The organism is Nocardia sp. CY41, from assembly GCF_009829325.1.
In the GTDB taxonomy this organism is placed as follows: Bacteria; Actinomycetota; Actinomycetes; order Mycobacteriales; family Mycobacteriaceae; genus Nocardia.
Window position 1 is genome coordinate 15,026 of sequence record NZ_VUOS01000021.1, and the last position, 22,601, is coordinate 37,626.

A 22,601-nucleotide genomic window follows, 5' to 3' on the forward strand; every position below is an offset into this window, starting at 1 on the left:
ATTACGCCACTGAAGTTCGCCGAATGGATGAACTTCAGCGAGAAGAAGACGCTGCCCGCGCCAACCCTCAAGTCCTTGTCCGCTATTGGGACAAATGGATGGAAGAGGTCGGCGAAGAGGGCCGATACCTGAGCCTGGAATTCAGCGACAAACTGAACGCCGCAGGCGGATTGAAGATGACCTGTCCACGCGACATGGTTCATTTCGACCACATATTCCGCAACCCGGACGGGGCGAATGCCACCATCCCGATCACGGTAAATGTGGGCGATGACTACCGTTGGGATGGCTATATCACTCGCGCGTCTATCGTGCGAGATGAGAACGGTGTCGAAACAGTCGACATCGAAGCCATCCACTGCTGGCATCACATTGCCACGCTGTGCTTGTGGGCTTCGCCGTTCGCTCCCATTCTGGCGCAATTCCCGCGCCATATGGTGTTGTTTGGTCCGACGCGTACGATCATTGCTATCTGGATCCTGGCGAACCTTATTCGTCGGCAGCTTTCGGGCTGGAGTGCGCCGGAGAACTTCTCGAACGCGCCAGATTGGTACCAAGTTGGAAACGCATTGTTCCCCATCGCCCTGGTGCCGGTCGACATCCTTCGGGACACCAGTAAGTGGGGCGCAGGGAGCGCACGTTTCGAGATGGGCGATCAACTGTTCGAGCCCCTTTTGAAAGACAACGGCGTCCAACTGTCCGCGCGTTTCTTCCTGCCCGGCGAGGACGATCAACCGGCGCCGGACTGGTACATCCTGGACCGGCCGACCGTGGTGTTCGAACTGGAGCAGAAAGACGGCGTGACCGGCCCAACCGGCACGCTGCTCGACGGCATCGTGTCGTGGTTCGAAGACTTCGCCGACGACGGCGTGACCCCGATCCGGCAACCGAACTTCAATTCGACCACCGAGTACGAAGCCGTTTACGGCACGCCAGGAAAGTTCGGGACATTCAAAAACCTTCCGTGGGTGTGGTACTTCGAAGGCGAGTATTCCGGTATCGGTCCGGGCGAGGTCGCGATACACAAACCGTTGGCGACTCACGTCATCGTCGGCGGCAAAAGTCCGGGGTGGGTCAATGCCGGAATCGAAATTGCCATCAAGAATCTGCTCTCGTGGCTTGGGCTATTGATCGGCGTGCCGGGCCTGGACAGTTTGTACCAAGGGCAACTCGATGATGTGTTCCTGGCGTGGATGATTTACGAGGACACCGAGCGCACCCGCCAGGCGGGACCATATGCATTCGGTGAGCACCGGGTAACCGGCTCCGACAAGGCATTCACTCTGGATGGCTTCATGGCGGGCCGTCAGGGTCTGCACGACACACGCGGCTATACCAGTAAGAAAGTCAGCGTCGATGCGTACGGCGCACCGTACTTGTTCGGTCGGGACTACGGACTCGGCGATCAGATCGGGTTCCGTCTCGATGAGCAAATCTTTACCGACTATGTCACCGAGGCCGTGTTCCACGATGATCGGCAGACCGCGGCCCGGCTGGAATTGACCATCGGTGACGGCGCGGATGAAGAAGATTCGCTGGTGAAAGCATGGGGGCGTATGGGTCAAATGGCTGGCGCCATTACCCAAATCTTCTCCGACGTCGGCGCCGACCTTGATCTGATCATCTTCTGAATTAGGGGACGGCTGATGTCTGAAACCATATTCCCCGCCCACTTCACCGTCGACGAATCCACGGATATCGACGGCTTGCCGATGCTGACGGCAGACGTGACGGTCCCTCCGGCTGTCGCGGATCTGCCATTGCCCCCCGGACCAGAGGGCGACCCCGGTCCGCAGGGGCGAGCGCGCACGACCTTCCTGAAGATGGGCGCCATCGCCAACGCAGGCGCACGACCCACCGGTCTCGGTCCTGATGACCGCGGCAAGTGGTGGCACCGGCTGGATACCAACGGCATGGACGTGTGGGACGGCACCGACTGGAAGCCGTCGCCCGGCGCGGTCGGCCCCCAGGGTCCGATCGCCGCGACGAACACGATCACCGTGGACCAGACCACCCACAACGAGAACATCACCGCCGCGGCGGTCCAATTCTCCGGCAGCGGCGCGGCCCAACACTTGAAGGTCACCGTTCCCGCTGGGCCGCCCGGCGCGACCGGACCAGCCGGGGCGTCCGGCGTCATCACGACCTCACCGGACTACGACGCGACATCAGGTGCCGCGAACCGGTCGCCGTTCGCGTGGAACTCCGGTGCCCGGAAGTTCCGTGCGGTCAACCCGCCCAACGGGTACGGGCCTTGGTCCTGGTACGAGACGGACTTCATCGCCAATACCGGTGAGATCAACACGAGCAGGATCATCGCCGGACAGTTCATCGTGCCGGCGTTGCCGTTCGAATGGCGCCCGATCTGCTACGGCAACATGAGCGCCTACATCGACAACGCCCCGCCCTCCTACTTCCGGGCGACGGTGCGGCTGTTCACGACAGAAGGCGTGGTCGTCGCCGGATACCGCAGCAAGATCGGGCCGGGCGCTTACCAGTACGTGAACATGACGCCGCTGTACGCGGACGACGAGAGCACCAAGACCGTCTCGCCTACCAGCCATTACGCCACCGTCCCCGCGGGGCAGCCCGCGAATCTCGTCGTCGCGGTCGAACGGCTGGGAACCAGCGTCAGTGCCTCGACCCGCATCGGCTTCAACCAAACCCGAGCCTCGCTCGTCGTGTACGCGCAGCCGGTCTAAGGAGGTGTGAATTGACAACCGTCGGAGAGTACTTCGCCTCCACACTGATCCGGGGCATCAACGAAGGCATCAACGTCCCCGGCGTCGTGCAGAGCATGCACGGCACCCCGGCTGACGGGTCACTGGAACTGCCCGTCGGTACCGATGGACCGACCGGCCCCGATGGGCCACCGGCCGCGGCGTTCCGCTGGGAAGGCGACATCGCCGACTCCGCAGCGCTCAACGCGCTTGCCACCACGCTCCGCCCGGTCCATGCCGGGAAGGCGTACCGGGTGCTGAGCACGAACACGCTCATGTACTGGAACGGAACCTCGTTCGACCCGTTCACCGAAGCGTTCGGCGGACAGGGACCGGACGGACAGGTCAACAACATCACCATCGGCACCGTCACCACGGGCGCTGTCGGCTCGGATCTCATCGTCACTGTGACAGGTACCCCGCCGAATCTTGTGCTGAACCTGACGGTTCCGCGCGGCATCAAGGGCCGCAAGGGTGACGCCGGTGGACCTGGTCCGATCCGCTCGGCCCCGGACTACCAGAACGGCACCCACACCCAAGACATGGTCCCGCTGTGGGACACCACTGCGAACAAGTGGGTGCCGCGCCCGGCGCCGTGGTGGCGTGGCCCGTGGTCGATCAACGAGGGCCTGAGCTGGAACAGCACGGGCGCGTTCGTCGGGTCGTTCACCAACAGCAACACCACCCCCAACACCGTCGCCCAGTTGACGGTGCCCGCACAGGATGTGGCCTGGCGCCCGTTCGTCACGGGCGGTGTCACGGTGTCCACGGTTTCCACCGGATCCGACACCCGGATCGACGCGGAAGTCCGGATCGGCTCCAACTCTGGGCAGATCGTTGCCATCGGCGCTGGCCTGCCCTACGGCGTCGAATGGCACAACCGCCTGATCCCGCACTTCGGTTCCTCGGCGATGACGCCCGGCGGGTCGGTGGGTGTGATCGCCGCTGGCACCGCGACCACCTTGCATGTCGTGCTGCGCCGCAATCTCGGCACCGGCAATTACAACTACGTCCAGAGCAAATCGAACATCACGTGCTGGGCGGTCCCGGTGAGCGCGCCATGACCGAGATATACGACGAAGACGTCCAGGTCACGATGCGTCCGGTCAGCGATACCGCAGGCCTGCCATACACGGTCAACCCGGTGCAACTGTCGCAGCGGCAAGCCCTGATCGAGATCCGCGAAGGCGCCAAAGGACCGTCCGGTGCAGAGGGCGCCCCGGCGTGGCCGTGGATCTGGCAAGGCGACATCGCCGATCCTGCCGCAATCGATGCGCTGGGGCTGACTACCGCTGATGCGCGTAAGGCGTGGCGGGTGGTGTCGGAGAACGCCATCTACATCTGGACCGGTATGGAACTGGTGCCCCTCAACGAAGCGTTCCTCGCTCCCGGCAAGCAAGGTGCGCCGAACGTGCTGACCGGCTCCGGTACAGCCGGGGCAACGGGCTCGTCGGCTACGGCTGCGATCACGGGAACCGCCCCGAACCAGCATCTCGCGATCACCTTCCCGCAAGGCGTGCAGGGCGATACCGGAGATCCGGGCGCGGCGGGCGCGATTCAAGACGCGAGTGACGTCGCTGTCGACGAGGACCACCCTCTGGCCCAGGACTACGTACTCGCGTGGGACACCACGCTCAACAAGTTCCGGCCGGTCCCCTCCGCTCGGAACAGTGGGCCGTGGTCGATCGCGGGAGGGCAGTTCACGGGCGGATCGAACATCAACGTCAGCCCAAAAGTCATTGCCACGATCACGATTCCCGCGCAGCCGATGCAGTGGCGCCCGATCGTCGAAGGCGGACTCGTCGTGTACTCGCACGTCAACGCCGTGGGGGATTCCCGCATGGACGTCGAAGTCCGCATCGGATCCACCGACGGGGACCTGGTCGGCTACGGCTGCGGCCTGGCAGCGGCCAACGACAACCGAGTCAGCATCGCGCCGCGGTTCGCGTTTCCCATGACACCGACCGCGACGTTCGGCGTAGTTCCCGCCAACACCACAACCACTTTGTACGTGCTGGTCAGGCGCGTCACCGGATCGTCGAACTACACGGTGACCACCGAGCATGCCCAGCTGATCGTCTATGCCCAGGCAGTGAGGTAACCGCATGTCCGACGACGGCCGCGAGGTCATCGAAACCCGCGAGTTCGTTCCGATCCCGGACGAAACCAAACCCGGATGGGTCAAGACGCAGGGCGGGCAGATGTCGCCCCAGTACATCGCCTACTTGCAGCAGATCATTGCCGGCAAGGTCGAAGAGTCCGGCCCAGTTCCCGAGATGGATCCCGAGATCGTCTCCATGGCCGAAGAACTCGCGGTCATCCACCTTCCCGAATGGCTGAACCCACTGGGACGCAAGCTCGCCGAACCGACCGTGACGTCCATGAAGCAGGCGATTCGCGTTGCCGAGTACCTGCACAAGCGCGGTTGGCGCGCCCATCCCGAACACGAACAGATCCGCTGGTTGCCGACACCCGGCGGCATGCCCGGCCCATATGACACCGGCCTGCACATCGAACGCAACGAAGACGGTAGCTGGCCCGAAGACCCAGATCCGGAACGGTTCTGGGACATCGAGGCGATCGAGGTCCGGCAGCTGCCGAACGGCAAGTGGGGCGCCGCCCATCCGCGCGGCATCGGGTTCGAAGCCACCACGAAATCAGAAGCGTACGCGGGCTTGGTGAACAAGATCCGCGAGAAGATCGAGGAGGCCACCAATGGATGACCCGACCACTCGCGTCCAGGTTTCTCCCAATAAGCACAGTGGCGGCAGGAACGTGACATGGGTCGCGATCCACACCCAAGAAGGCCGCGGCACCGCAGCGAGCCTGACGAACTACCTGTGCAACCCGAACTCTCAGGTCTCCTACAACGCGGTTGTAGACGACGCCGAAACGGTGCTCGTTGTGCCGTGGGAGTTGAACCCTTGGTCGGCGTCAAACGCGAATTCGCGCGCTGACCACGTCTGTCTCGCAGGAACGTTCGCGTCCTGGTCGCGCGGCAAGTGGCTGGAGACCAACGACAGCGACGGTGTCGACGAAGACCTCATGCTGACCCGCGCAGCTGAACTCGTCGCCTGGCGCTGCCTGGAGCGCGACATCCCCATCGAATACGTCGGCGACGGCAGCGTCCCGCCCGACCGTCCCGGCGTGTGTGGACACGCCGATTTCGGCCAGTGGGGCGGCGGACACACCGACCCTGGCCCCAACTTCCCATGGGACGAACTCATCCGCCGCGCGCAGAACTTCGCGGCGGGAATAGGAGATAGCGAAATGCCCGCTCTCGAAGAGACTTTCAAAAACTACAAGGGCGAGACTGTCACTCTCGGCACCGCCGTTTTCTTCCTCGACCAGTACGTCAACGAGATCCGTGAACAGCTCGGCGGCCCCACTCCGTTCAAGGGATGGAAGCAACTCGGCGACAAGACGGTAGTCGATTCTCTGGCGGACGCGCACCGCAAGATCGACGCCCTGACCGACCTGATCGGCAAGCTCGTCGCGGCGAAGGGGCAGTGATGAACGTGAGCCCTGAAGCGATCCAAGCAGTCTTCGCCGGTCTCGTCGCCCTGGTGGGTGCGGTGACGGCGTGGCAACAGAAGAAGGTCAACGAGCTGACCGCCCGCGTCGTCGAGCTGGAGACGCAGATGGAGGAGGAGCGCGGCAAGTTCAAGGCTGCCGTGCGTGTGATCCGTGGCCTTCAGCGGTACATCGACGACCTGTGCGCCGCGATGCGCCGCGCCGGTCAGGACCCGCCCGCCAACCCGGTCACCATCCCGCCTGAGTTGGAGGACGAAATCTGATATGGCCGATTTGCCTCCGCTCGCTTACGGCAGGGTCGTCGGCCGGTTCCTCGTCAACATCGCGGACGGCCCCGACCTTGGCGACCATCCCGAGTTCGCGCCGCTGAGCGGCAACGTCACGTTCACCGCTGAAGTGTCCAAGGTTCTGGTTGCCTCGGCGACCGGCGGACCGGCGACATACGTGCAATTGCCTGCGCATTACGTGTGCCAGCTCGACGAGTTCGGTTATCTGACCTGGCGTGGCGAGCGCGGTATCCGCCTGGTCGCGCCGAACGGCGACACCAACCCCAGCGAGTGGACCTGGCGTGTGTCGTTCGATCTGTCCTACGACGGTGACCGAGTCCCTTTCGAGGCGTACAGCTTCGAGGTACCGGAGTACACCGCCGGCCCTGACCCGGAAGACCCTGACACCGGATCCACTGGGCTGGTCGACCTGGCGCTGGTGTCGCCTGTTCCGTCGAGTACGGGCAACGCCGTGGTCCGCGGCCTGTCGGTGTCGTCAGTCGGTCTCTCCGGCAACGCGCTGGTGTTCGGCTTGGACAACGGTACGTTCCTGCCGCCGGTCGTGGTTCCTGCTATCGATGATGCCTTGGACGCGGCGGATGCGGCAGCGGCTAGCGCCTCTGCGGCAGCTGACTCGGCGAGTGATGCCCTGGACGCGGTCAACTCGTTCGATATCAACGTCGGCACGGTCACCACAGGTGCGCCTGGCTCCTCGGCTTCGGTGTCGATCAGTGGTGGACCGCCTGTGTGGACTGCTGATTTCACTATCCCTCGCGGTGACACCGGCCTCACGGGACCATCGGCGCCGGACGCGACCAGCTCCGACAAAGGCATCATCAGACTCCCCGGCAGTGCTCCCGGCGAACTCGGCGGCACGGCCAGTAATCCGACAGTGACCGGCTGGTCGGGCAAGTCCGACGTCGGGCATGCACACACCGCAACGGCCATCTCCGATTCCACTTCGATCGGCCGCGACGTGCTTACCGCAGCGAGCCAATCCGCAGCACGGAGCGCGATCGGCGCGGGCACGTCAAGCCTGGCGATTGGCACGACCGCGGGCACAGCGTGTGAGGGCAACGACTCTCGGCTGTCCAACACACGCACCCCGACTGCGGGGACGTCGCCGTACGACCTGAGCATCGTCGCGTTCGGGAAGGACACCACACGCAACACGTCGCCTGGCACTGGAGACTTCCCGTTCGGCATCAAACTTCAACGAGATGCAACGTTCTCCAGCGTCACCTACCGCGGTGTCACGGCCGACGCCTCCGGCAACCTCGTCGTCGAACTTCGAAAGAACGGCTCAGCCGTCTCCGGTAGCAGTGCAACGATCGCTGCCGCGAATCAGCTCACAGGCGGAACCGCGACAGGTACATACAGCTACTTGGCAGGTGACATCCTCACTGTGCAGATCACAGGTGTTGGCACCACGCCGGGCAAGGGGCTGATCGCCGATATCAAGGGCGTCGCCTGATGCCGTGCATTGTGGTTCAGCCCCCAGCTGTCTCGTCGTTCCTGCCGTCCGGTATGACGAAGAACGGCACCCAGATATGGCCGGACAACGGCACGTGGACACTGATCACTGTCTGGACCGCGGATACGACCACTTACCCAGGGTCGAGTGTGGTCAGCGACAAACTCGCGGTGCAGGGCACTAAGTCGAGCGCCACTCTCTCAGCGTCCATCCCGTTCTCAGGCGGCATCTTCAACAGCGCCCACCAACTTCGGTTGGTGGACCAGTCCAACAACGTCATCGCCACTGGTAGCGCGGTCTCCGCCAACTCTGGCACTTGCACGGTCACTGCGTCCGGTGTGGACCTGTCCGCGATCACCAGCGTCGGCGTTCAGATGTCCGCGCCCGGCACCAATAACGGCTCGGTCAGTACCGGCACGTCCACCTTCCTCACCATCACCTGATACACAGGGGGCGCCTCTCTTGGCTGCAACGCTCTTACCTCCGATGACCGGCCCGTACGCGGTCGGCAATCGGAGGCTGTTCCTCACCGATCCATCTAGGCCCGACCCGTTCACAGGGGCCGCGGTTCGTTGGGTTCCTGTCATCGCCTGGTACCCCACTGCGGGCACCGGCAGTCCCGCCCGTTACCTGTCCGGCAACGACTCGTTCGATTCGACGATGGCGCTGGAACTCACCAACAAGTTGGAGTCCCGCACGTGCTTCAACTTGTTCGGGGTGTCCTGCTTCGGAGTGAGCATCGCCAACACTCTGCATCCACGGATCCGGGCTCGCGATACCCGCGCTGTCTTGAACGCGCCCGTGCACACCGGGCTTGGTCAGTTGCCTGTCGTGGTCTTCTCCCCCGGCTTCGGGATGCCCGGCCACAACTCGGCAATCTTGGCGCAAGAGCTGGCCTCGCACGGCTACCTGGTGCTGACAATGACGCACACGTGGGAAGCGATCGTCACCGAACTGGCTGACCAGGTCGCGAAGCAGAACGTGCCCGCGGTCGATCAGCAGTGGGCGAAGTGCTTGAACACCCGCGTTGCCGACGCGAAGTTCCTGCTCGACCAGTTGCCCACCCTGCCGAACGGTATCGGCGCGCAAGCCGACCTCGACAAGGTCGGGTTTGTTGGCCACTCCTACGGCGGCACCACGGGAATGGAACTCGCCTACCAGGATTCACGGGTGAAAGCAGTCGCCATCCTCGACGGCCCCGTGGGCTACCCCGGCACCAGCAACCAGGCGCAGGACCACGGCATCCCGCAACCGGTGATGCTGCTGTCAGGGCCGGTCGACCCGAACGACGGCTACACCACCGGCGCGGAAACCGCCGGATGGAACGCCTACGCAGCGACCAACCATGGACCGCTGCACCGCTTCCAGGTCGCCGGCGCCAAGCATCATGCCTTCACGGATATCGGGCTATTGACCACGAAGACCGCCGAGTTGTGCGGCACCATCGCGCCCGCGCGTGCGATGGAACTGCATCCACGATGGACCCGCGCGTTCCTGGACACCTACATCAACGGTGCCGCGGATCCGCTGCTCACCCTGCCTGCTGCGGACTGGCCTGAAGTCACCGCAATCTGATAACCAGCAGGCAAAACCGTGCGGCCATGGAAGAATCAGCGATCATGCAACGCAGATGGCTCACGGTGCCGATCGCGCTTCTGTCCGCGGGGCTCGCCGCCTGTTCCGTCGATGACACATCCAGCCCTACCACCACGACACCTTCCACCGCGGCGGCGACTGTCGCGGCAGTGCCGGCCTACGAGTTCTCGGAGGACGGAAAGAAGCTGACCGCGCTGGTGCGCACCGACGACACCGATCAACTTCGCTTGGTGTACCGGGAGATTTCGGGGCGCGTCCTAGCGTCGTACCCTGCTGGCGGGTACTTCCTGAACCTGGACTGCGCGTTCGGGAACGACCCCAGCAAGGCGGCGAATCGTCTGGCTACCGCGAAGATCGCGGTCGGGCCTTTGGGTGCTGCGCAGACTGGTCTAGAGCCAGGGAAAGCGTCGATTGACTTCAACACTGGCCGTATGTGCAGGGAAGGCGCTGCACCCGAGACGTTCAACGCGGACCGCTCGTTGGATCGCGACTACGCAGTGGAACTGTGCCGTGGGCGGGTTGAGGAAAAGTACGTCGCCGATCAGCGTCCGGTGAAGATGATGAACATCGATGTCACTGAGGCGTCCGGCCGTTGGACGGTAACGGGTACAGCGCAGGGGAAGTCGAAACCAGGCGGCGGCGAGATGGCTAAGGTCTCGTTCCAGTGCGTCTCTACGAACGACGGGTTGCTGAAAACGGACCTCGTGAAGTTCGACGTCGTTCGATAGCGACATGTGAACAGCGCCCCCGCTGGTCCTCAAGGACCGGCGGGGGCTTGTTTGCGTTCAGTGGGGACATGCGGAAGCCCCCGAGCCCGGCAGGTTTGTGGAACCGGCAACCGGATCGGGGGCCTCCTCTTAACCCGCCCTCGGGAACCAGAACGAACCCGGAAAGCGGGAAGCTCAATCGGTTATGACGCGTGCACCGATTGCAGGCGGCCGACGTGGGACGGTGCCGGCGGTTCGATTAGCCGTGGGAACATAAGCCCGTCATACGCCGAGACGACGTCACACCACTTCCGTGCTTCGTCGAGCGCGAGATGCCCGACATGGGGCGTGACGATGTTCGGGATCTGTTTGGCGCGAACAAACGCCATCATCCGTTCGAACGCACCTTCGCGGCCCGGCTCCAGCCAGAAGGTTTCAACGACCGCCCAGCCCCGAGCTTCCGCCACATCGGTCGCGTTTCCGATGAGGGCACCGACGTTGTTGCCGCAGGCACCGCGCGCGCCTGCGTCGACGAACACCACCGCCCAGCCCTGCGCGGTCATCGCGCACCAACCGGGATGCGCCGCGCATACGACCCGAGCGGGAACAAGGTGATCAGGTCACACAGCCGGAGCACAGGAGCAACGTCCCGCCCCGGAAGATGCCGCAAAGTCGGAACCAACATGCAATCGGTGTCATGAAAACGGATCCACTCCAGCGCCGACCGAAGCGACTCCGAATTCGGATCCGGCGCAACCAGGATCCGATCGAACTCCAGATCAAAGGTCGCGGCGGTGTCCTTCGCCAACACCCCCAGTTCTGACCGCGTGTGCCCACTCAACCCCGACACCAGATAGAGCACAGCTTTCCGCGATTTCATCGGTCGTCCCCCGCCGGGACCATGCGGCCAGTCTCACGAAGCACAGTCACCGCCGCTGCCCGTGCGCGGCAAGCGGTGCCGTAGCAGTCGAGGTGGTCTTGCATCGCCCAGTGGGCTTCCTCGACGGAGTATGGGTGCAGCGGTGCCGCGTGCGGACCCAACGTGAATGTGTCGATGAAGACTTCTGGGATCTCGGGTTTCGGTTCTCGGTCCCAGATCCAAGGCATCAGGCCAAAGATCAGCGAGGCCAGCAGGATAACCCCGGCTATGACCGCCGCGGTTGTACCAACTTCTGTGGGCATCTCGGGTACCCCTCTGCGCGTCGTATCCGCTTGGTATGCACCCGACATCGAGGGCTTTGTCCCCACCGACATGAGTCCCGGCATCGCCTCGACATCGGGTGCATGTTCGACGGTAAGAAGCGGCAACCTTGTAGGTCTACGAGTTTGCACAAACTTGCAAGATTCAGCACCGATCCCATGACGAACACAGGGCAGGTGGAGGACCATGGTTGATGCGGTGGTGCAAAGACCTGCACACCGCTAGACAGGAGGGAAGAAGATGCGTTTACGTTTCCTCGGTAAGGCTGGCTCGAAGAGCGGCGATTGCCCAACTCTCTACGCGACGGACCGAGGTACCTATCTTGTGCAGGCGTGGAAGACGCAGAAGCCGGAAACGGTGGAGCTGCCACACCTACTGCTCGGCTTCTCGGAACCGGATACGTTCATCGGGGCGACGATGACGGACACCGGTCGCGGGACGTTCCGCCTCAGCGGTCGACCCGTGACCGAACCTGAGACGCTGGCGCAGTTGACCCTTGCCGACGACGAGACAGCGATCGAGGTACCGATGACACGGAGGAACTTCTACGGTGGAGCTACGACAGAACAGCCCGTGGCCTGATCTGTTCCGGCAGGCCAAGCGGTCGGCTTTCCATCTCGAAGTCAGGGACACCTACGCGGTGCCGAGCGAGTCGGAACCACTGCGCCGGTTCCTCGCTGGCGAACCACGCCTGAACGATGACGAGTTCTGGGACTCATGGGGTTCCCTCGTGAGGGAAACCACCGACCGCGGGGTGACGGTCAGTCGCGTTCGTGTCGTCACGGTCCCGCTCACCGACTACCAGCGGTGGCTACTGAGCGAGACCGGAGACAACGTCGCGGCGGGAGAGGACATCCGGTACTTACCTCGCCACCGGGCCGGCGATGTTCCACAAGATGACTTCTGGTTGTTCGATGACGAAGTCGTCGGATTCAATCTCGTCGACGCGGGAGGGAACCCAGCGGGAGGAGCGGTCACCACGGATCCGGGCATCGCGTCCCACTGCCAGCGCGTGAAAGAACGCGTGTGGTCGCTGGCTACTCCATTCGCTGACTTCCGCCCGTGACCAGTTCGGCACAGGAAGCGAGGGAAGCTCTCGGCAAACGGCTCCGGGAAATCCGGCGCCGCGCGAATCTGACCGGCCGAGAGCTTGCCTCGCGCGAGGGATGGCACGAGTCCAAAGTTTCGAAGATCGAATACGGCAAACTCCGGCCATCAGATACGGATATCCGGGCGTACTGCACCCACGCTGGCGCAGACGATCAGTTGGAAGACCTTCTCGCGAGTTTGCACAACGTCGATTCGGCGTATATGGACTGGAAGCGGATCCTCGCGTCCGGCACGAAACGGCGGCAGCAACAATCGCTCAAGCTGGAAGCGGAGGCTCGGCACATCCGTAACTGGCAACCGCAAGTCATTCCCGGTTTGCTCCAAACAGCGGAGTACGCAGAGGCCATGCTCCGCTATGGGATCGACTTCTTCGAAGTCCCCGACGACATCGACGCAGGTGTGGCCAAGCGCATGCAGCGGCAACAAGTCCTGTACCGGCGCAGCCACGTCTTCCATTTCCTGATTGCCGAACAAGCTCTCTACACGACGGTCGGCGACGACACCGTCATGATTGGACAGTTGGATCGCCTGCGCTCCATCATCGGCATGCCCCGAGTCACGCTCGGTATCGTCCCCGCGATGGCCGAAGCCAAGACGGCAGTGGAGAACTTCGTCATGTTCGACAACCGATTGGTCAAGGTCGAGGGACACACCGCAGAGATCACCATCACCCAGCCGCGGGAGATAGCGTTGTACGCCCGCGCGTTCGATACGTTGGCCGAACTCTCGGTTACCGGCAAGCAGGCGCGTGCTCTCATCGCCGCGGCCCTTGAACGGCGAGCCGAGTCCGACTGACGTCGACGCAAAATCTTCAGTTGACTGACCCCGGTAGCCTTCAAGCAAACCCAATTTCTGGTGTGGAGGTCGGCCGCTGTGGACGTTACGGTCACGATTTCGAGGCGTCGTCGGGACCGTTGGGCAAATGCCATATGCCGACAACAGCGCTACCACGATTGGGCACGTGAACACCATGGCTCGATGTGGGATTACAGCATTGAAGATGAGCCACTGAAACAGCGAACGCAGCGACTGATGGATGCCAAGCAATTGTGCTTAACGTGCCCGTTGCGGGCTGATTGCGACGCGCACTATCGGACGGTGGTCAGCCAGAACCCGTATGGTGCGGTTGGCGGCGTGTGGGGCGGTCGAGTCTACGCCGACAAGACCGGCATCGAACGCTTCGATGACGCGCCCGCCGCAGCGTGACCGGTGACCGACATCTTGTCGGTCACCGGGCAACCATTGAGAAATCTCAACAGTTGGAGCCGACGTCAAGGTACGCGGGAAATGCGGACCTTCTGACCTGCACGGCATTCGGTACCGCACAGGTCCACAACGGCAACCGGGTCGGCAGCGCTGACCCCCGTCAGAAGTGCCGACTACTGTGGTCGCGGAACAGACACGCCTGCCCACCGTTGCGGCGCAACCATACGATCATCGGCTCCATAGCATCCAACGCCAGGGCCAGTTCGTGGTCGAAGACCGTCCGAACCTCATCGGGCACAGTGAAGCTCAGAGTGACTTCGCTCATCGGACCACGCTCAAGCGTCGTTCGCCCGCCGTGAGGCCATCCAGCCATGCAAGAGCCCCCGCCCAGTCGGCCTCGCCCATGCGCGCGTCGAGGGCGTTGCACACCGCCATGTCGACAGAGCCGCTGGCGCTAAGTGACAGCAGGGCTTCGCCACGCTGCTGCCACACCGAGCCTGCCCGGTCCGGGTAGCTGATTGCGTCGCGGGCGAACTCCGGCCAGACGATCGGCGACTTGTCGGCATGCTCCGGATCCGAGTCCAGCCACAGCAGAACCGAGACCGCTTCGCCGCGCTCTGTGTGAGCGCGAGACGGGCGAACCTGGGTCAGGTCGAATGCTGGCACCCGATCGGCGACGCCAGCGGCGACGCATAACATCTGCTGCCACGTCGGGCCGTCGGTCCAGTGGACATGCCACGCACGACCGCGGGCGCTCAGGCTGTCGTGGTAGTCGAGGCGGACCTTGGTGTGTGCGAGCGGTCAGGAGACCGGCCAACACTTGCGCTTGGCGTGATCGACTGACGCTCATCGCGCCCACCCCGCGTAAGCTACAGCGTTAGCTACAGTGCCCATTCTCGGGATTCCTATCCCGGAGCATTTGGGCTGGTCAGGAGCTTTTTGGAAGCTCCCCCATCTGGACTCGAACCAGAAACCTGCCGATTAACAGTCGGCTGCTCTGCCAATTGAGCTATAGGGGATTGCCCTCGACTCGCTCGGTTCGTACCGGGCGGGCCGAGGAGAAACTCTAGCGTATCGCTGGGCGGGAGCCCAAATCGTGTCGCTACCTGCTGACTTGTCCGCGGGGACGGGGCTTGGCTATCGGGTGTCCGGATCGACAGGCGTGTGGGGCGTCGGGCAGGATGGAGCGGCGAACTGGCAACTGGGAGGAGCACATCGAGATGCTGCGGTTGATCATCGGCGTGGCGGCCGGCTACGTACTCGGCAGCAAGGCCGGGCGGGCTCGCTACGAACAGATCAGCGCCGCGACCCGCGCGCTGACCGGCAGCCCGGTGACCCGCAAACTCGTGCTCGTCGGTAGGCAGAAACTGTCGGACAAACTCAGCACCCGTCCGCGCCTGGAGCCGATGGAGCCGCTCGACGAGCGGACCACCGTGCTGGTGCCGCACGACCAGCTGCGCCGCTGACCTGCCGATCGGGACCGAAGGCACCGGCGGAGGTCAGGCCCCGGTGGCGAAGTCCCCGTGGTTGCCCATCGCCTGGGTGAGCAGGCTCTTGCGGTACTGCTCCAAGGCGACGAGGTCACCGAAGAGGGCGAAGTACGCCTCCGGCTGTTCGGTCGAGGAGACCCGCTGGAGTTTGGACTTGAGCTCGGCGATCTGCCTGCCGACCCAAGCCTCCTGGGTGCGCGCCAGCACCCCGGTGACGAAGCGCGGGATGTCGGTCTCGGATTTCACCGGTAGCGGCTCGTTGGCCAGCTCCGAAAGCAGGGCGCGCACGGTGAGGTCGTCGGTGCGGTCGGCGACGGCGTTGACCCACTCGGCGCCACCGAGCCCGGCCGCGGTACCACCCGCCTCGGCGATCAGCGTGCGCAGGACCGCGTAGGCGGGGTGGGTGAACGCCTCCGCCTCTAGCGCGTCGAAACCCGCCCCTGCCATCGCCGGGTACTGCAGGGCGGCGGCCAGCACCTGACGTTGCGGCAGGAGTGTGGGATCGTTCGGATTGGGCCGTGCCGCCGGATGTTCGGCGACCACTTCGCGCGGCGCGGGCGCGCGCACCGCCCCGGCGCCGCCTCCGCCGTTGCGGTTGCGCTTGGCTTCCTCGCCGACGCGGCGCACGACGGTCTGGATGTCGTCCCAGCCGACCCAGCCCGCGAGTTTGGTGGCATAGGCCTTGCGCAGGGCGTTGTCCTTGATCTGCGCGACCACCGGCACCGCGCGGCGCAGCGCCTCCACCTGCCCCTCGGCGGTGTCCAGATTGTGATCGGCGAGCAGGCCGCGGATCACGAACTCGTACAGCGGCGTTCGCCGGGCGACCAGATCGCGCACGGCCGCGTCGCCGGAACGCTGCCGCAGCTCACACGGGTCCTGCCCGTCCGGCGCGATGGCGATGTAGGTCTGACCGGCCAGTTTCTGATCGCCGGAAAAGGCTTTCACGGCCGCCGCCTGGCCCGCGGCGTCACCGTCGAAGGTGTAGATGATCTCGCCGCGCCAGAAGTTGTCGTCCATCATCAAGCGACGCAACAGGGCGAGGTGTTCGTCGCCGAAGGCGGTGCCGCACGAGGCGACCGCGGTCTTGACCCCGGCCAGGTGCATCGCCATGACGTCGGTGTAGCCCTCGACCACGACCGCCTGGTGACCCTTGGCGATCTCACGCTTGGCGTGGTCCAGGCCGAACAGCACCTGAGACTTCTTGTACAGCAATGTCTCCGGCGTGTTGATGTACTTGCCCGGCATGGTGTCGTCGTCGAAGAGCTTGCGGGCGCCGAAGCCGATGACGTCGCCGGACAGGTTCCGGATCGGCCACAGCAGCCGCCGGTGGAAGCGGTCGATCGGGCCGCGCTGACCCTGCCGGGACAGTCCGGCGGCCTCAAGCTCTTTGAAGTCGAAACCTTTGCGAAGCAGGTGTTTGGTGAGCGTGTCCCACCCTGCCGGGGCGTACCCGCAGCCGAAAGTGTGCGCGGCGGCGGCGTCGAAATTGCGATCGGTGAGATATTTGCGGGCGGCTTCGGCTTCCGGCTCGCGCAGCTGGGCGATGTAGAACTCGTGCGCTGCCGCGTTCGCCGCGACCAGCCGGGACCGGGTGCCCCGGTCGCGCTGCACCGAGGTGCCGCCGCCTTCGTAGTTGATCTGGTAACCGATCCGGTCGGCCAGTTGCTCGACCGACTCGACGAAACCGACGTGCTCGATCTTCTGCAAGAAGGCGAACACGTCGCCGCCCTCGCCGCACCCGAAGCAGTGGAAAAGGCCGTGGTTGGGGCGCACGTGGAACGACGGCGACTTCTCGTCGTGGAACGGGCACAGACCCTTCATCGAGTCGGCTCCGGCGCGCTTGAGCGCGACGTACTCACCCACCACGTCTTCGATCCGGACGCGCTCGCGTATCGCCGCGATATCGCGATCAGGAAGTCGTCCGGCCACGGCAGAGAGTCTAGGCGAACGCGGGGCCGACGCGCCCGGGCGGCTCCGCACAGCGAGTTCCGCCCGAACCGGCCGGACGGGTGACCTCCGGTCGCGCCGAGCCGGCATCCGCTCGCCCGTGGGATCAGGAGCGATCCAGCTCCGCGCGGATCGCCGCGACGGTGCCGACCAGCCGTGCCTGGTGAGAGCCCTGCCAGTAGATCCGGCCGCATTCACGGCACTGCCGGAAGGTGTCGTAGTGACGACGCGTGAGCGGTTCGAGCCGATCCTCGACCTCGGCTTTGGCGACTTCGGCGACGACTCCGCCGCAGCGCAGGCAGCGGGTGAACGGCGCCAGGCACGCGCCGAGGTCGAGCCGCCGGATCACCTCGACGACCTGGTCGACCGGCCGGTCGGCCCGGATGTAGACGCCGTGGGTGACGTTGCGGCGCTTCAGCAGCCCACGATCACGGGTGAGCAGGATCCGGTGCTCGGCCGCCGACACCTCGGCGAGTTCGGCGTCCTCGGCGTCCCACCGGCAGTGCACGTCCAGGCCCAGTAGACGCATCAGTTTGGCGAGGCCGCCGAGATTCACGTCCGCGAGGAACCGGGGCGCACGCAAGGGGTGGGGACGCACCCTGGTCACCCGGCCGATGTCGAGTGTCTCGAAGACGGGGTAGGCGGTGATCCGCCCGCCGGGGCGCGGACGGTGGTCGAAGTCGACCGGTTGTCCGTCGACCAGGACCAGGTCGACCTCGGTGTGCGGGATGCCGGCGGCCTCGATGACGTCCTTGACGGTCTGGTGCGGGCGATACGGCCGCCGCAGCGCGGTGTACCGCTCGCCGGGCCGCAGGAAGTCGTTCAGCTCGGCATAGACGCGCAGGTCGACGGTCATTCGACGAACAGCGCCATCGACGCCGTGAACCCGTGCAGCGCGTTGCGACCCGCGATGGGGCCGATCTCGCCCGCGGCGAAGAAGCCCGCCAGTGGGATGCCGTCGAGCAAGTCCTCGATCGTCGTGGCGTCGTGATCCGCGACCCCGAACATCCGGCGGCCACGTCCGTTGCAGGTGAACAGCAACGCACCGGCCGCACGTCCGGCCAGATCGGTGCGCGCCCGCGCCAGAGCCGCGCGCAGGTCCCGGTCCGCGCCGATCGCGTCGCGCACCTGGAATTGGACCGTGGTGCCGACCTCCACGACCTCGCCCACCTCGATCGCGCCGCTGGAAGGGTCGGCGCCGAGCAGGCCGCGGATCAGGAAGTCGCCCTGTCCGGGCTCGGCCAGATGCTCGTCGACGACGAAGCCGATCTGCAGTCCGCGCGCCATCTGTTCCTGCTGATCGGGTGGCAGCACGGCGACGATCTCACGCAGCCGCTCGATGGGAGGCAGGCCGCCCAGCCCGGTGATCACCGTGCCGTCCGCGCCGGTGACGGTGTAGGGGTAGCCGATCGGCCGGCAGCCTTGGGACACGATCGGCACGCCGTGCAGGCCGGGCAAGCGCACACCGACCGCGCCCGAGGTGACCACGGCGTGGTCGCGGAACAGACGGCTGCCTTCGGGGCCCCGTCCGCCGCTCACCAATCCGCCCATAACGATGGTGCCGGGCAGATCCGTGTTCACGTACTCCAGCAGGAGATCGGCCGGGAAGGAATAGGGGTCGGGCAGCAGCAGGTGGAAGTCGCGTGCGGCCTTGTCGAAGCGATAACCGGCGAGCAGCCCGCCACTGGCCGTGCGGAGGAAGTCCAACTGGAAGGTCTCGGCGGCGGGCAGTCCGGTGGCCAGCCACACCGCGACAGCGGGCTCGTCCTCGATCTCGCGGCGACCCGCCACCACCGCCTGGGCCACGCAGCCGACCAGGGCGGGGACCCGGACCGTCCGGTGGACACCGGACAGCACTTCCACGGCGTCGTCGGTGTGCGCGCGGGACGCGAGCAGCACAGCGAGGGACGGCGCCTCGCCCGCGAGCTGATCGCGGGCGAACGCTGCGGCCTCCATGCCCGCTCGCCGCGCTTCGGGCGCGGTGGAGAGCCCTACTCCGATCCGCACCCTTCCATGGTAGCCAATCGGAAGCTGGAGCGAATATATCTGCGGCACTTAATCTTTCGTTGTCTCTATGCAGAAAGACCCTTGGCGGGCGAGGTGCCGGGTCGCCGCTCGGTCTGCCCGTGCCACGGCCGATACGACGAAGCGGCGGACAGGTTGCGATTCGATAGCTGTTCGGCGGCGCGCGAGCTGTCAAACCGTGTTCCCAGCCGGGAGAGGTCCGGCCGTTCTGAGCGACAATGGCGGAACCACAGTTTGCTTTCGGTCACGCGAGATCAGAGAGTCGGCGCAGGCCAGCGCACCGCGGCACGACCTGATGAGGACAGGCGGGAGACATCGTGAGTCAGCCGTCGCGGATCGACACGGGCGAGCTGCGCGTGCTCGTGTCGACGCTGGAGCGGCTCATCGTGGACGCCTCCCGGACAGTCGGCGAATTGAAGGCAGCCATCGCCTCCGCCGAGGCGCTCGTCGGCGATGGGCTCGACCGTGCCGATGCAACCTTCACCTCGACTGCAGCGGTGGAGATACCGGCTTCGGAAGGCGCGCCCGAAGCAGCGGAAGCACCTGAGCGCAAGGCGATGCCCACCCCGTGGGCGCGGAAGACCTCGGCGACCCCGTGGTCGAGGCGCGTCGTGCGACCGTGCCCGACGGCGCCGAGCGCACCGGTCCGCGCATCCGCGCCGCACGAGGTAGCCGTTCCCGCGGTCGAACTGTCCGCGCCCTTACGGCCGCCGGCGGCTCGCTCTTCGAAATACGAATCCATATATGGCCGCGCCGACGCCTTGGACGATCCGGCGTCCGTCCGGCGCACGGATATGGCTGACGGCTCCAGCCCACCCGCCGTCACCGTCGATTCGGCGCTGATCCAGCGGCCGGGCCGCGCGGACCGCTCCGCATCCGTCGATCGAACCGACGACGTCGACGTTCGCCGGACGGATCTTCCCGGAGCTCTCGCACCGACGCATCGCACCGACGCTGCCCGCCACCGGATCGATGCGCCCGACCACTCCACACCCGACCGACGCACCGACGCCACATCCCACCGCCGCACCGATCACGCCGAGCACTCTGCACCGAACCAACCCACCGACGCCGCGTCCCAGCGCCGGGCGGGCTCTCCGGACCCGTCCGGACCGACCGAACCGACCGGCCTATCCGCCCCGCCCATCGAGACCGCGGGCTTCCAGTCCAGGAACCGGACCGACGGCGGGCCGCGACGCCCACGCATCGACGCTGCCGAGAGAGCCGCGTTCGTGCCGGAGATAGACGTGGCGCTCCGCTTACCGAGAGCGAACGGAGCCGACACTCACACGCCTCACCGAAACACCGACGATCAGAGGCCGAAGGACCGCCCAGCCGAGGCCGAACCGGGCCCCGCAAGCAACTCCGCGCCGATCCGGCAGACTCGCCTCGCCCACGAGTCGACCTCCGCCCCCACGCGCACCCCGGATTCCGACCGCTTCGCGTCTCACCGACACACCGACACCGCGGATGAGCCGAGGCCGAAGGACCGCCCAACGGACGCCCAACCGGGCCCGACAAGCAACTCCAACCCGATACGCCAGACCCGACTCCCCCACGAGTCGACCTCAGCCCCCACAAGCAACCCTTCGTCGGACCCCACACGCACCCCGGATTCCGACCGCTTCACGTCTCACCAACACACCGACACCGCCGACGATCAGAGGCCGAAGGACCGCCCAACGGACGCCCAACCGGGCCCCACAAGCAACTCCGACCCGATCCGCCAGACCCGACTCCCCCACGAGTCGACCTCAGCCCCCACGAGCAACCCTTCGTCGGACCCCACACGCACCCCGGATTCCGACCGCTTCGCACCGGGCCGACACATCGACACCGCTGGCGACCGAAGGCCGAAGGACCCTCCAGCGGACCTCCGGCCGGGCCCCGAAAGCGACAACGGGCGGATCCGCCGGACCCACCTCCCCGACGACTCGACCTCCGCCCATACCGGCGGCCTCGAGCCTGACAGCGCGCCCCTGTCCGAGCCGACGCGGCAGACCGATGACCGTCACGACATCGATCGTGAGGGCGGCGGTATCGACCGCGGCGGAGCGGTGCGCACCGTTGAGAGGAGCGCAGCTCAGGAGGATGCCGCGACCGCTCCTGTGCCCGCATCCACTCCGGAGGGCGACTCCACAGACCTCGCGAGCGCCGAGACTCGTTCCACGATCGACACCGCGAACGGTGTCGCGCCTTCGGAGAAGACCGAGCTCCCCCATCGTTCGGAAGCGATTCGGCACAGCGACACCCCGCCGGGCGCCACAGCCATCCCGGCCGCCGGTGAAGCGGACGACGCCGCGCCGAAGATCCGGTTCCCAACCCTTCCAGCCCAGGTCGGCATCGCAGGGGGCTCAGGAAGTCGCGGGATACCGGACGAGCCCGACTCCACATCGACGGACAGCACGTCCGTTCTCCGGACCGATCTCCCGGACGGCTCCGCGGCAACTCCGATGCTCGGCGGCTCCGCGCCGACTCCGATGCTCGGTGCGTCCGTCCCGCCGATGATCGGTGCGCCTGCACCGCCGATCGGACCCCCGGATTCCCCCGCCGTCCCGCACCCGACGGCCAACCCTGACGACTCGGTTCCTACCCCGCGAGAGGGCGTTGCGGGAAAGCCGGTTTCCGCGCCGGAGGCCGAGGCCACTTCGCATCCCGACCCCGACTCCCGCGCCGTGAACCACACGGCGGCCGGACCGCCAGACGCTGGGCTCCCCCACGCCGTCGATGAACCCGTGTCGCAGCGGCGCACCGCCACCGGCTCCACCGCCACTCCGTGGATCGACGCCCTGCGCTTTTCCTGGATCGACGATTCCCCCGATGCACAGGCCGCCTCATCGAGCGCTGCAACGACGGACGCCACCTCGCAGACCGGATCCGCCCCGCAGACCGGCAAGACAGACAGCTCGCCGCAGCCCTCGGGCAGCACGGACTCCGAAGTCAGCCGAAAGCCCCGCGACACGGCTGCCCCCACGTCCGGCCGACGGGGCGAATCCGCGCCCATCCCCCCGCCCGGCCGCACCGACGCTGCCGCGCTCGGCCGAAGACGCGACGTCCCTCCCCGGCCCACGCCGATCGATGACACCACTACCGCACACCGACCCGGACCTCCGCCGCAAAGGGTCCCCGCTGACGGCCTCGATCGTCTCGGCACGGCGCAGCATTCGACACGCTCGCCCCGAACAGACGACGCGCGCCCCGATCAGGCCGTCCCCCGCAGCACAGACTCCGCGACCTCGGCGCCCGGGAGCGACTCCGCACCTCGGCAGCAGCCCGACAGCACCCGCGGCGCATCCGCCCAACGGACCAACTCGGCATCTGCCCC

22 protein-coding genes and 1 tRNA gene are annotated in these 22,601 nt (G+C 65.7%); 15 read left to right on the forward strand and 8 right to left on the reverse strand.

The features are described from left to right. Positions 1-23: 23 nt before the first annotated feature. Genes GVY64_RS22965 through GVY64_RS23015 form a run of 11 tightly spaced genes read left to right on the forward strand, consistent with a single transcriptional unit; the run spans position 24 to position 10,318 of the window. Positions 24-1,631: a Gp37-like protein gene (locus tag GVY64_RS22965; protein ID WP_159844932.1), complete on the forward strand. Its 1,608-nt coding sequence runs from the start codon at positions 24-26 to the stop codon at positions 1,629-1,631. Positions 1,632-1,646: 15 nt separating this feature from the next. Then, positions 1,647-2,702 (forward strand): hypothetical protein, encoded by a 1,056-nt coding sequence (locus GVY64_RS22970; RefSeq protein WP_159844936.1) that lies wholly within the window; start codon positions 1,647-1,649, stop codon positions 2,700-2,702. An 11-nt stretch (positions 2,703-2,713) separates the two neighbouring features. Continuing rightward, on the forward strand, positions 2,714-3,784 hold the full coding sequence (locus tag GVY64_RS22975) for a hypothetical protein (RefSeq protein WP_159844939.1): 1,071 nt from the start codon (positions 2,714-2,716) through the stop codon (positions 3,782-3,784). Further along, a complete protein-coding gene (locus GVY64_RS22980; protein WP_159844942.1) occupies positions 3,781-4,821 on the forward strand; it encodes a hypothetical protein in 1,041 nt (346 codons plus the stop codon). The genes GVY64_RS22975 and GVY64_RS22980 overlap by 4 nt, the downstream gene beginning before the upstream one ends. A 4-nt stretch (positions 4,822-4,825) precedes the next feature. Beyond that, positions 4,826-5,443, forward strand: coding sequence for a hypothetical protein (locus tag GVY64_RS22985; protein ID WP_159844945.1), 618 nt, complete (start codon positions 4,826-4,828; stop codon positions 5,441-5,443). Continuing rightward, a complete protein-coding gene (locus tag GVY64_RS22990; protein WP_159844948.1) occupies positions 5,436-6,233 on the forward strand; it encodes a peptidoglycan recognition protein family protein in 798 nt (265 codons plus the stop codon). The genes GVY64_RS22985 and GVY64_RS22990 overlap by 8 nt, the downstream gene beginning before the upstream one ends. After that, positions 6,233-6,517: a hypothetical protein gene (locus tag GVY64_RS22995; protein WP_159844951.1), complete on the forward strand. Its 285-nt coding sequence runs from the start codon at positions 6,233-6,235 to the stop codon at positions 6,515-6,517. The genes GVY64_RS22990 and GVY64_RS22995 overlap by 1 nt, the downstream gene beginning before the upstream one ends. Before the next feature lies 1 nt (position 6,518). Further along, entirely contained in the window at positions 6,519-7,994 is a 1,476-nt protein-coding gene (locus GVY64_RS23000) for a hypothetical protein (RefSeq protein WP_159844954.1), read from the forward strand. A gap of 53 nt (positions 7,995-8,047) precedes the next feature. Further along, positions 8,048-8,437, forward strand: a complete 390-nt coding sequence (locus GVY64_RS23005; protein ID WP_159844957.1) for a hypothetical protein — start codon at positions 8,048-8,050, stop codon at positions 8,435-8,437. Positions 8,438-8,480: 43 nt separating this feature from the next. Next, complete coding sequence (locus GVY64_RS23010) at positions 8,481-9,569, forward strand: alpha/beta hydrolase family protein (RefSeq protein WP_159844960.1); 1,089 nt, start codon at positions 8,481-8,483, stop codon at positions 9,567-9,569. Between the two features lie 26 nt (positions 9,570-9,595). After that, positions 9,596-10,318 (forward strand): hypothetical protein, encoded by a 723-nt coding sequence (locus GVY64_RS23015; protein ID WP_159844963.1) that lies wholly within the window; start codon positions 9,596-9,598, stop codon positions 10,316-10,318. Between the two features lie 182 nt (positions 10,319-10,500). On the opposite strand, the gene GVY64_RS23020 is transcribed toward GVY64_RS23015, so the two are convergent. Continuing rightward, positions 10,501-10,860 (reverse strand): hypothetical protein, encoded by a 360-nt coding sequence (locus tag GVY64_RS23020; protein WP_159844967.1) that lies wholly within the window; start codon positions 10,858-10,860, stop codon positions 10,501-10,503. Beyond that, complete coding sequence (locus GVY64_RS23025) at positions 10,857-11,177, reverse strand: hypothetical protein (RefSeq protein WP_159844972.1); 321 nt, start codon at positions 11,175-11,177, stop codon at positions 10,857-10,859. The genes GVY64_RS23020 and GVY64_RS23025 overlap by 4 nt, the downstream gene beginning before the upstream one ends. Before the next feature lie 871 nt (positions 11,178-12,048). Here GVY64_RS23025 and GVY64_RS23030 point away from each other — a divergent pair. The 3 genes from GVY64_RS23030 (at position 12,049) to GVY64_RS23040 (ending at position 13,814) form a co-directional block, all read left to right on the forward strand. Next, positions 12,049-12,564, forward strand: a complete 516-nt coding sequence (locus tag GVY64_RS23030) for a DUF6879 family protein (RefSeq protein WP_159844977.1) — start codon at positions 12,049-12,051, stop codon at positions 12,562-12,564. Continuing rightward, positions 12,561-13,403, forward strand: a complete 843-nt coding sequence (locus tag GVY64_RS23035) for a helix-turn-helix domain-containing protein (RefSeq protein WP_159844982.1) — start codon at positions 12,561-12,563, stop codon at positions 13,401-13,403. Before GVY64_RS23030 ends, GVY64_RS23035 begins: the two co-directional genes overlap by 4 nt. A 183-nt stretch (positions 13,404-13,586) precedes the next feature. Then, positions 13,587-13,814 carry a WhiB family transcriptional regulator gene (locus tag GVY64_RS23040; RefSeq protein WP_159844985.1) on the forward strand — a complete coding sequence of 76 codons (228 nt, stop codon included), beginning with the start codon at positions 13,587-13,589 and terminating at the stop codon, positions 13,812-13,814. Positions 13,815-13,974: 160 nt separating this feature from the next. Here GVY64_RS23040 and GVY64_RS23045 read toward each other — a convergent pair whose 3' ends face one another. The 3 genes from GVY64_RS23045 to GVY64_RS23055 form a co-directional block, all read right to left on the reverse strand. Beyond that, positions 13,975-14,139 carry a hypothetical protein gene (locus tag GVY64_RS23045; RefSeq protein ID WP_159844988.1) on the reverse strand — a complete coding sequence of 55 codons (165 nt, stop codon included), beginning with the start codon at positions 14,137-14,139 and terminating at the stop codon, positions 13,975-13,977. Continuing rightward, entirely contained in the window at positions 14,136-14,513 is a 378-nt protein-coding gene (locus GVY64_RS23050; protein WP_159844991.1) for a hypothetical protein, read from the reverse strand. The genes GVY64_RS23045 and GVY64_RS23050 overlap by 4 nt, the downstream gene beginning before the upstream one ends. A gap of 247 nt (positions 14,514-14,760) precedes the next feature. Next, a tRNA-Asn gene (locus GVY64_RS23055) sits at positions 14,761-14,833 on the reverse strand. A gap of 201 nt (positions 14,834-15,034) precedes the next feature. Here GVY64_RS23055 and GVY64_RS23060 point away from each other — a divergent pair. After that, a complete protein-coding gene (locus tag GVY64_RS23060) occupies positions 15,035-15,280 on the forward strand; it encodes a hypothetical protein (RefSeq protein WP_159845410.1) in 246 nt (81 codons plus the stop codon). Positions 15,281-15,313: 33 nt separating this feature from the next. Here the strand turns inward: GVY64_RS23060 and dnaG are convergent, their stop codons facing one another. The 3 genes from dnaG to GVY64_RS23075 form a co-directional block, all read right to left on the reverse strand. Beyond that, positions 15,314-17,233 (reverse strand): DNA primase, encoded by a 1,920-nt coding sequence (gene dnaG, locus GVY64_RS23065; RefSeq protein ID WP_159844995.1) that lies wholly within the window; start codon positions 17,231-17,233, stop codon positions 15,314-15,316. A gap of 124 nt (positions 17,234-17,357) precedes the next feature. Then, the gene (locus GVY64_RS23070; RefSeq protein ID WP_159844999.1) at positions 17,358-18,107 is read right to left on the reverse strand and encodes a Mut7-C RNAse domain-containing protein; all 750 of its coding nucleotides are present in this window, start codon (positions 18,105-18,107) and stop codon (positions 17,358-17,360) included. Continuing rightward, positions 18,104-19,258: an FIST signal transduction protein gene (locus GVY64_RS23075; protein ID WP_159845002.1), complete on the reverse strand. Its 1,155-nt coding sequence runs from the start codon at positions 19,256-19,258 to the stop codon at positions 18,104-18,106. The genes GVY64_RS23070 and GVY64_RS23075 overlap by 4 nt, the downstream gene beginning before the upstream one ends. Positions 19,259-22,601 lie beyond the last annotated feature (3,343 nt).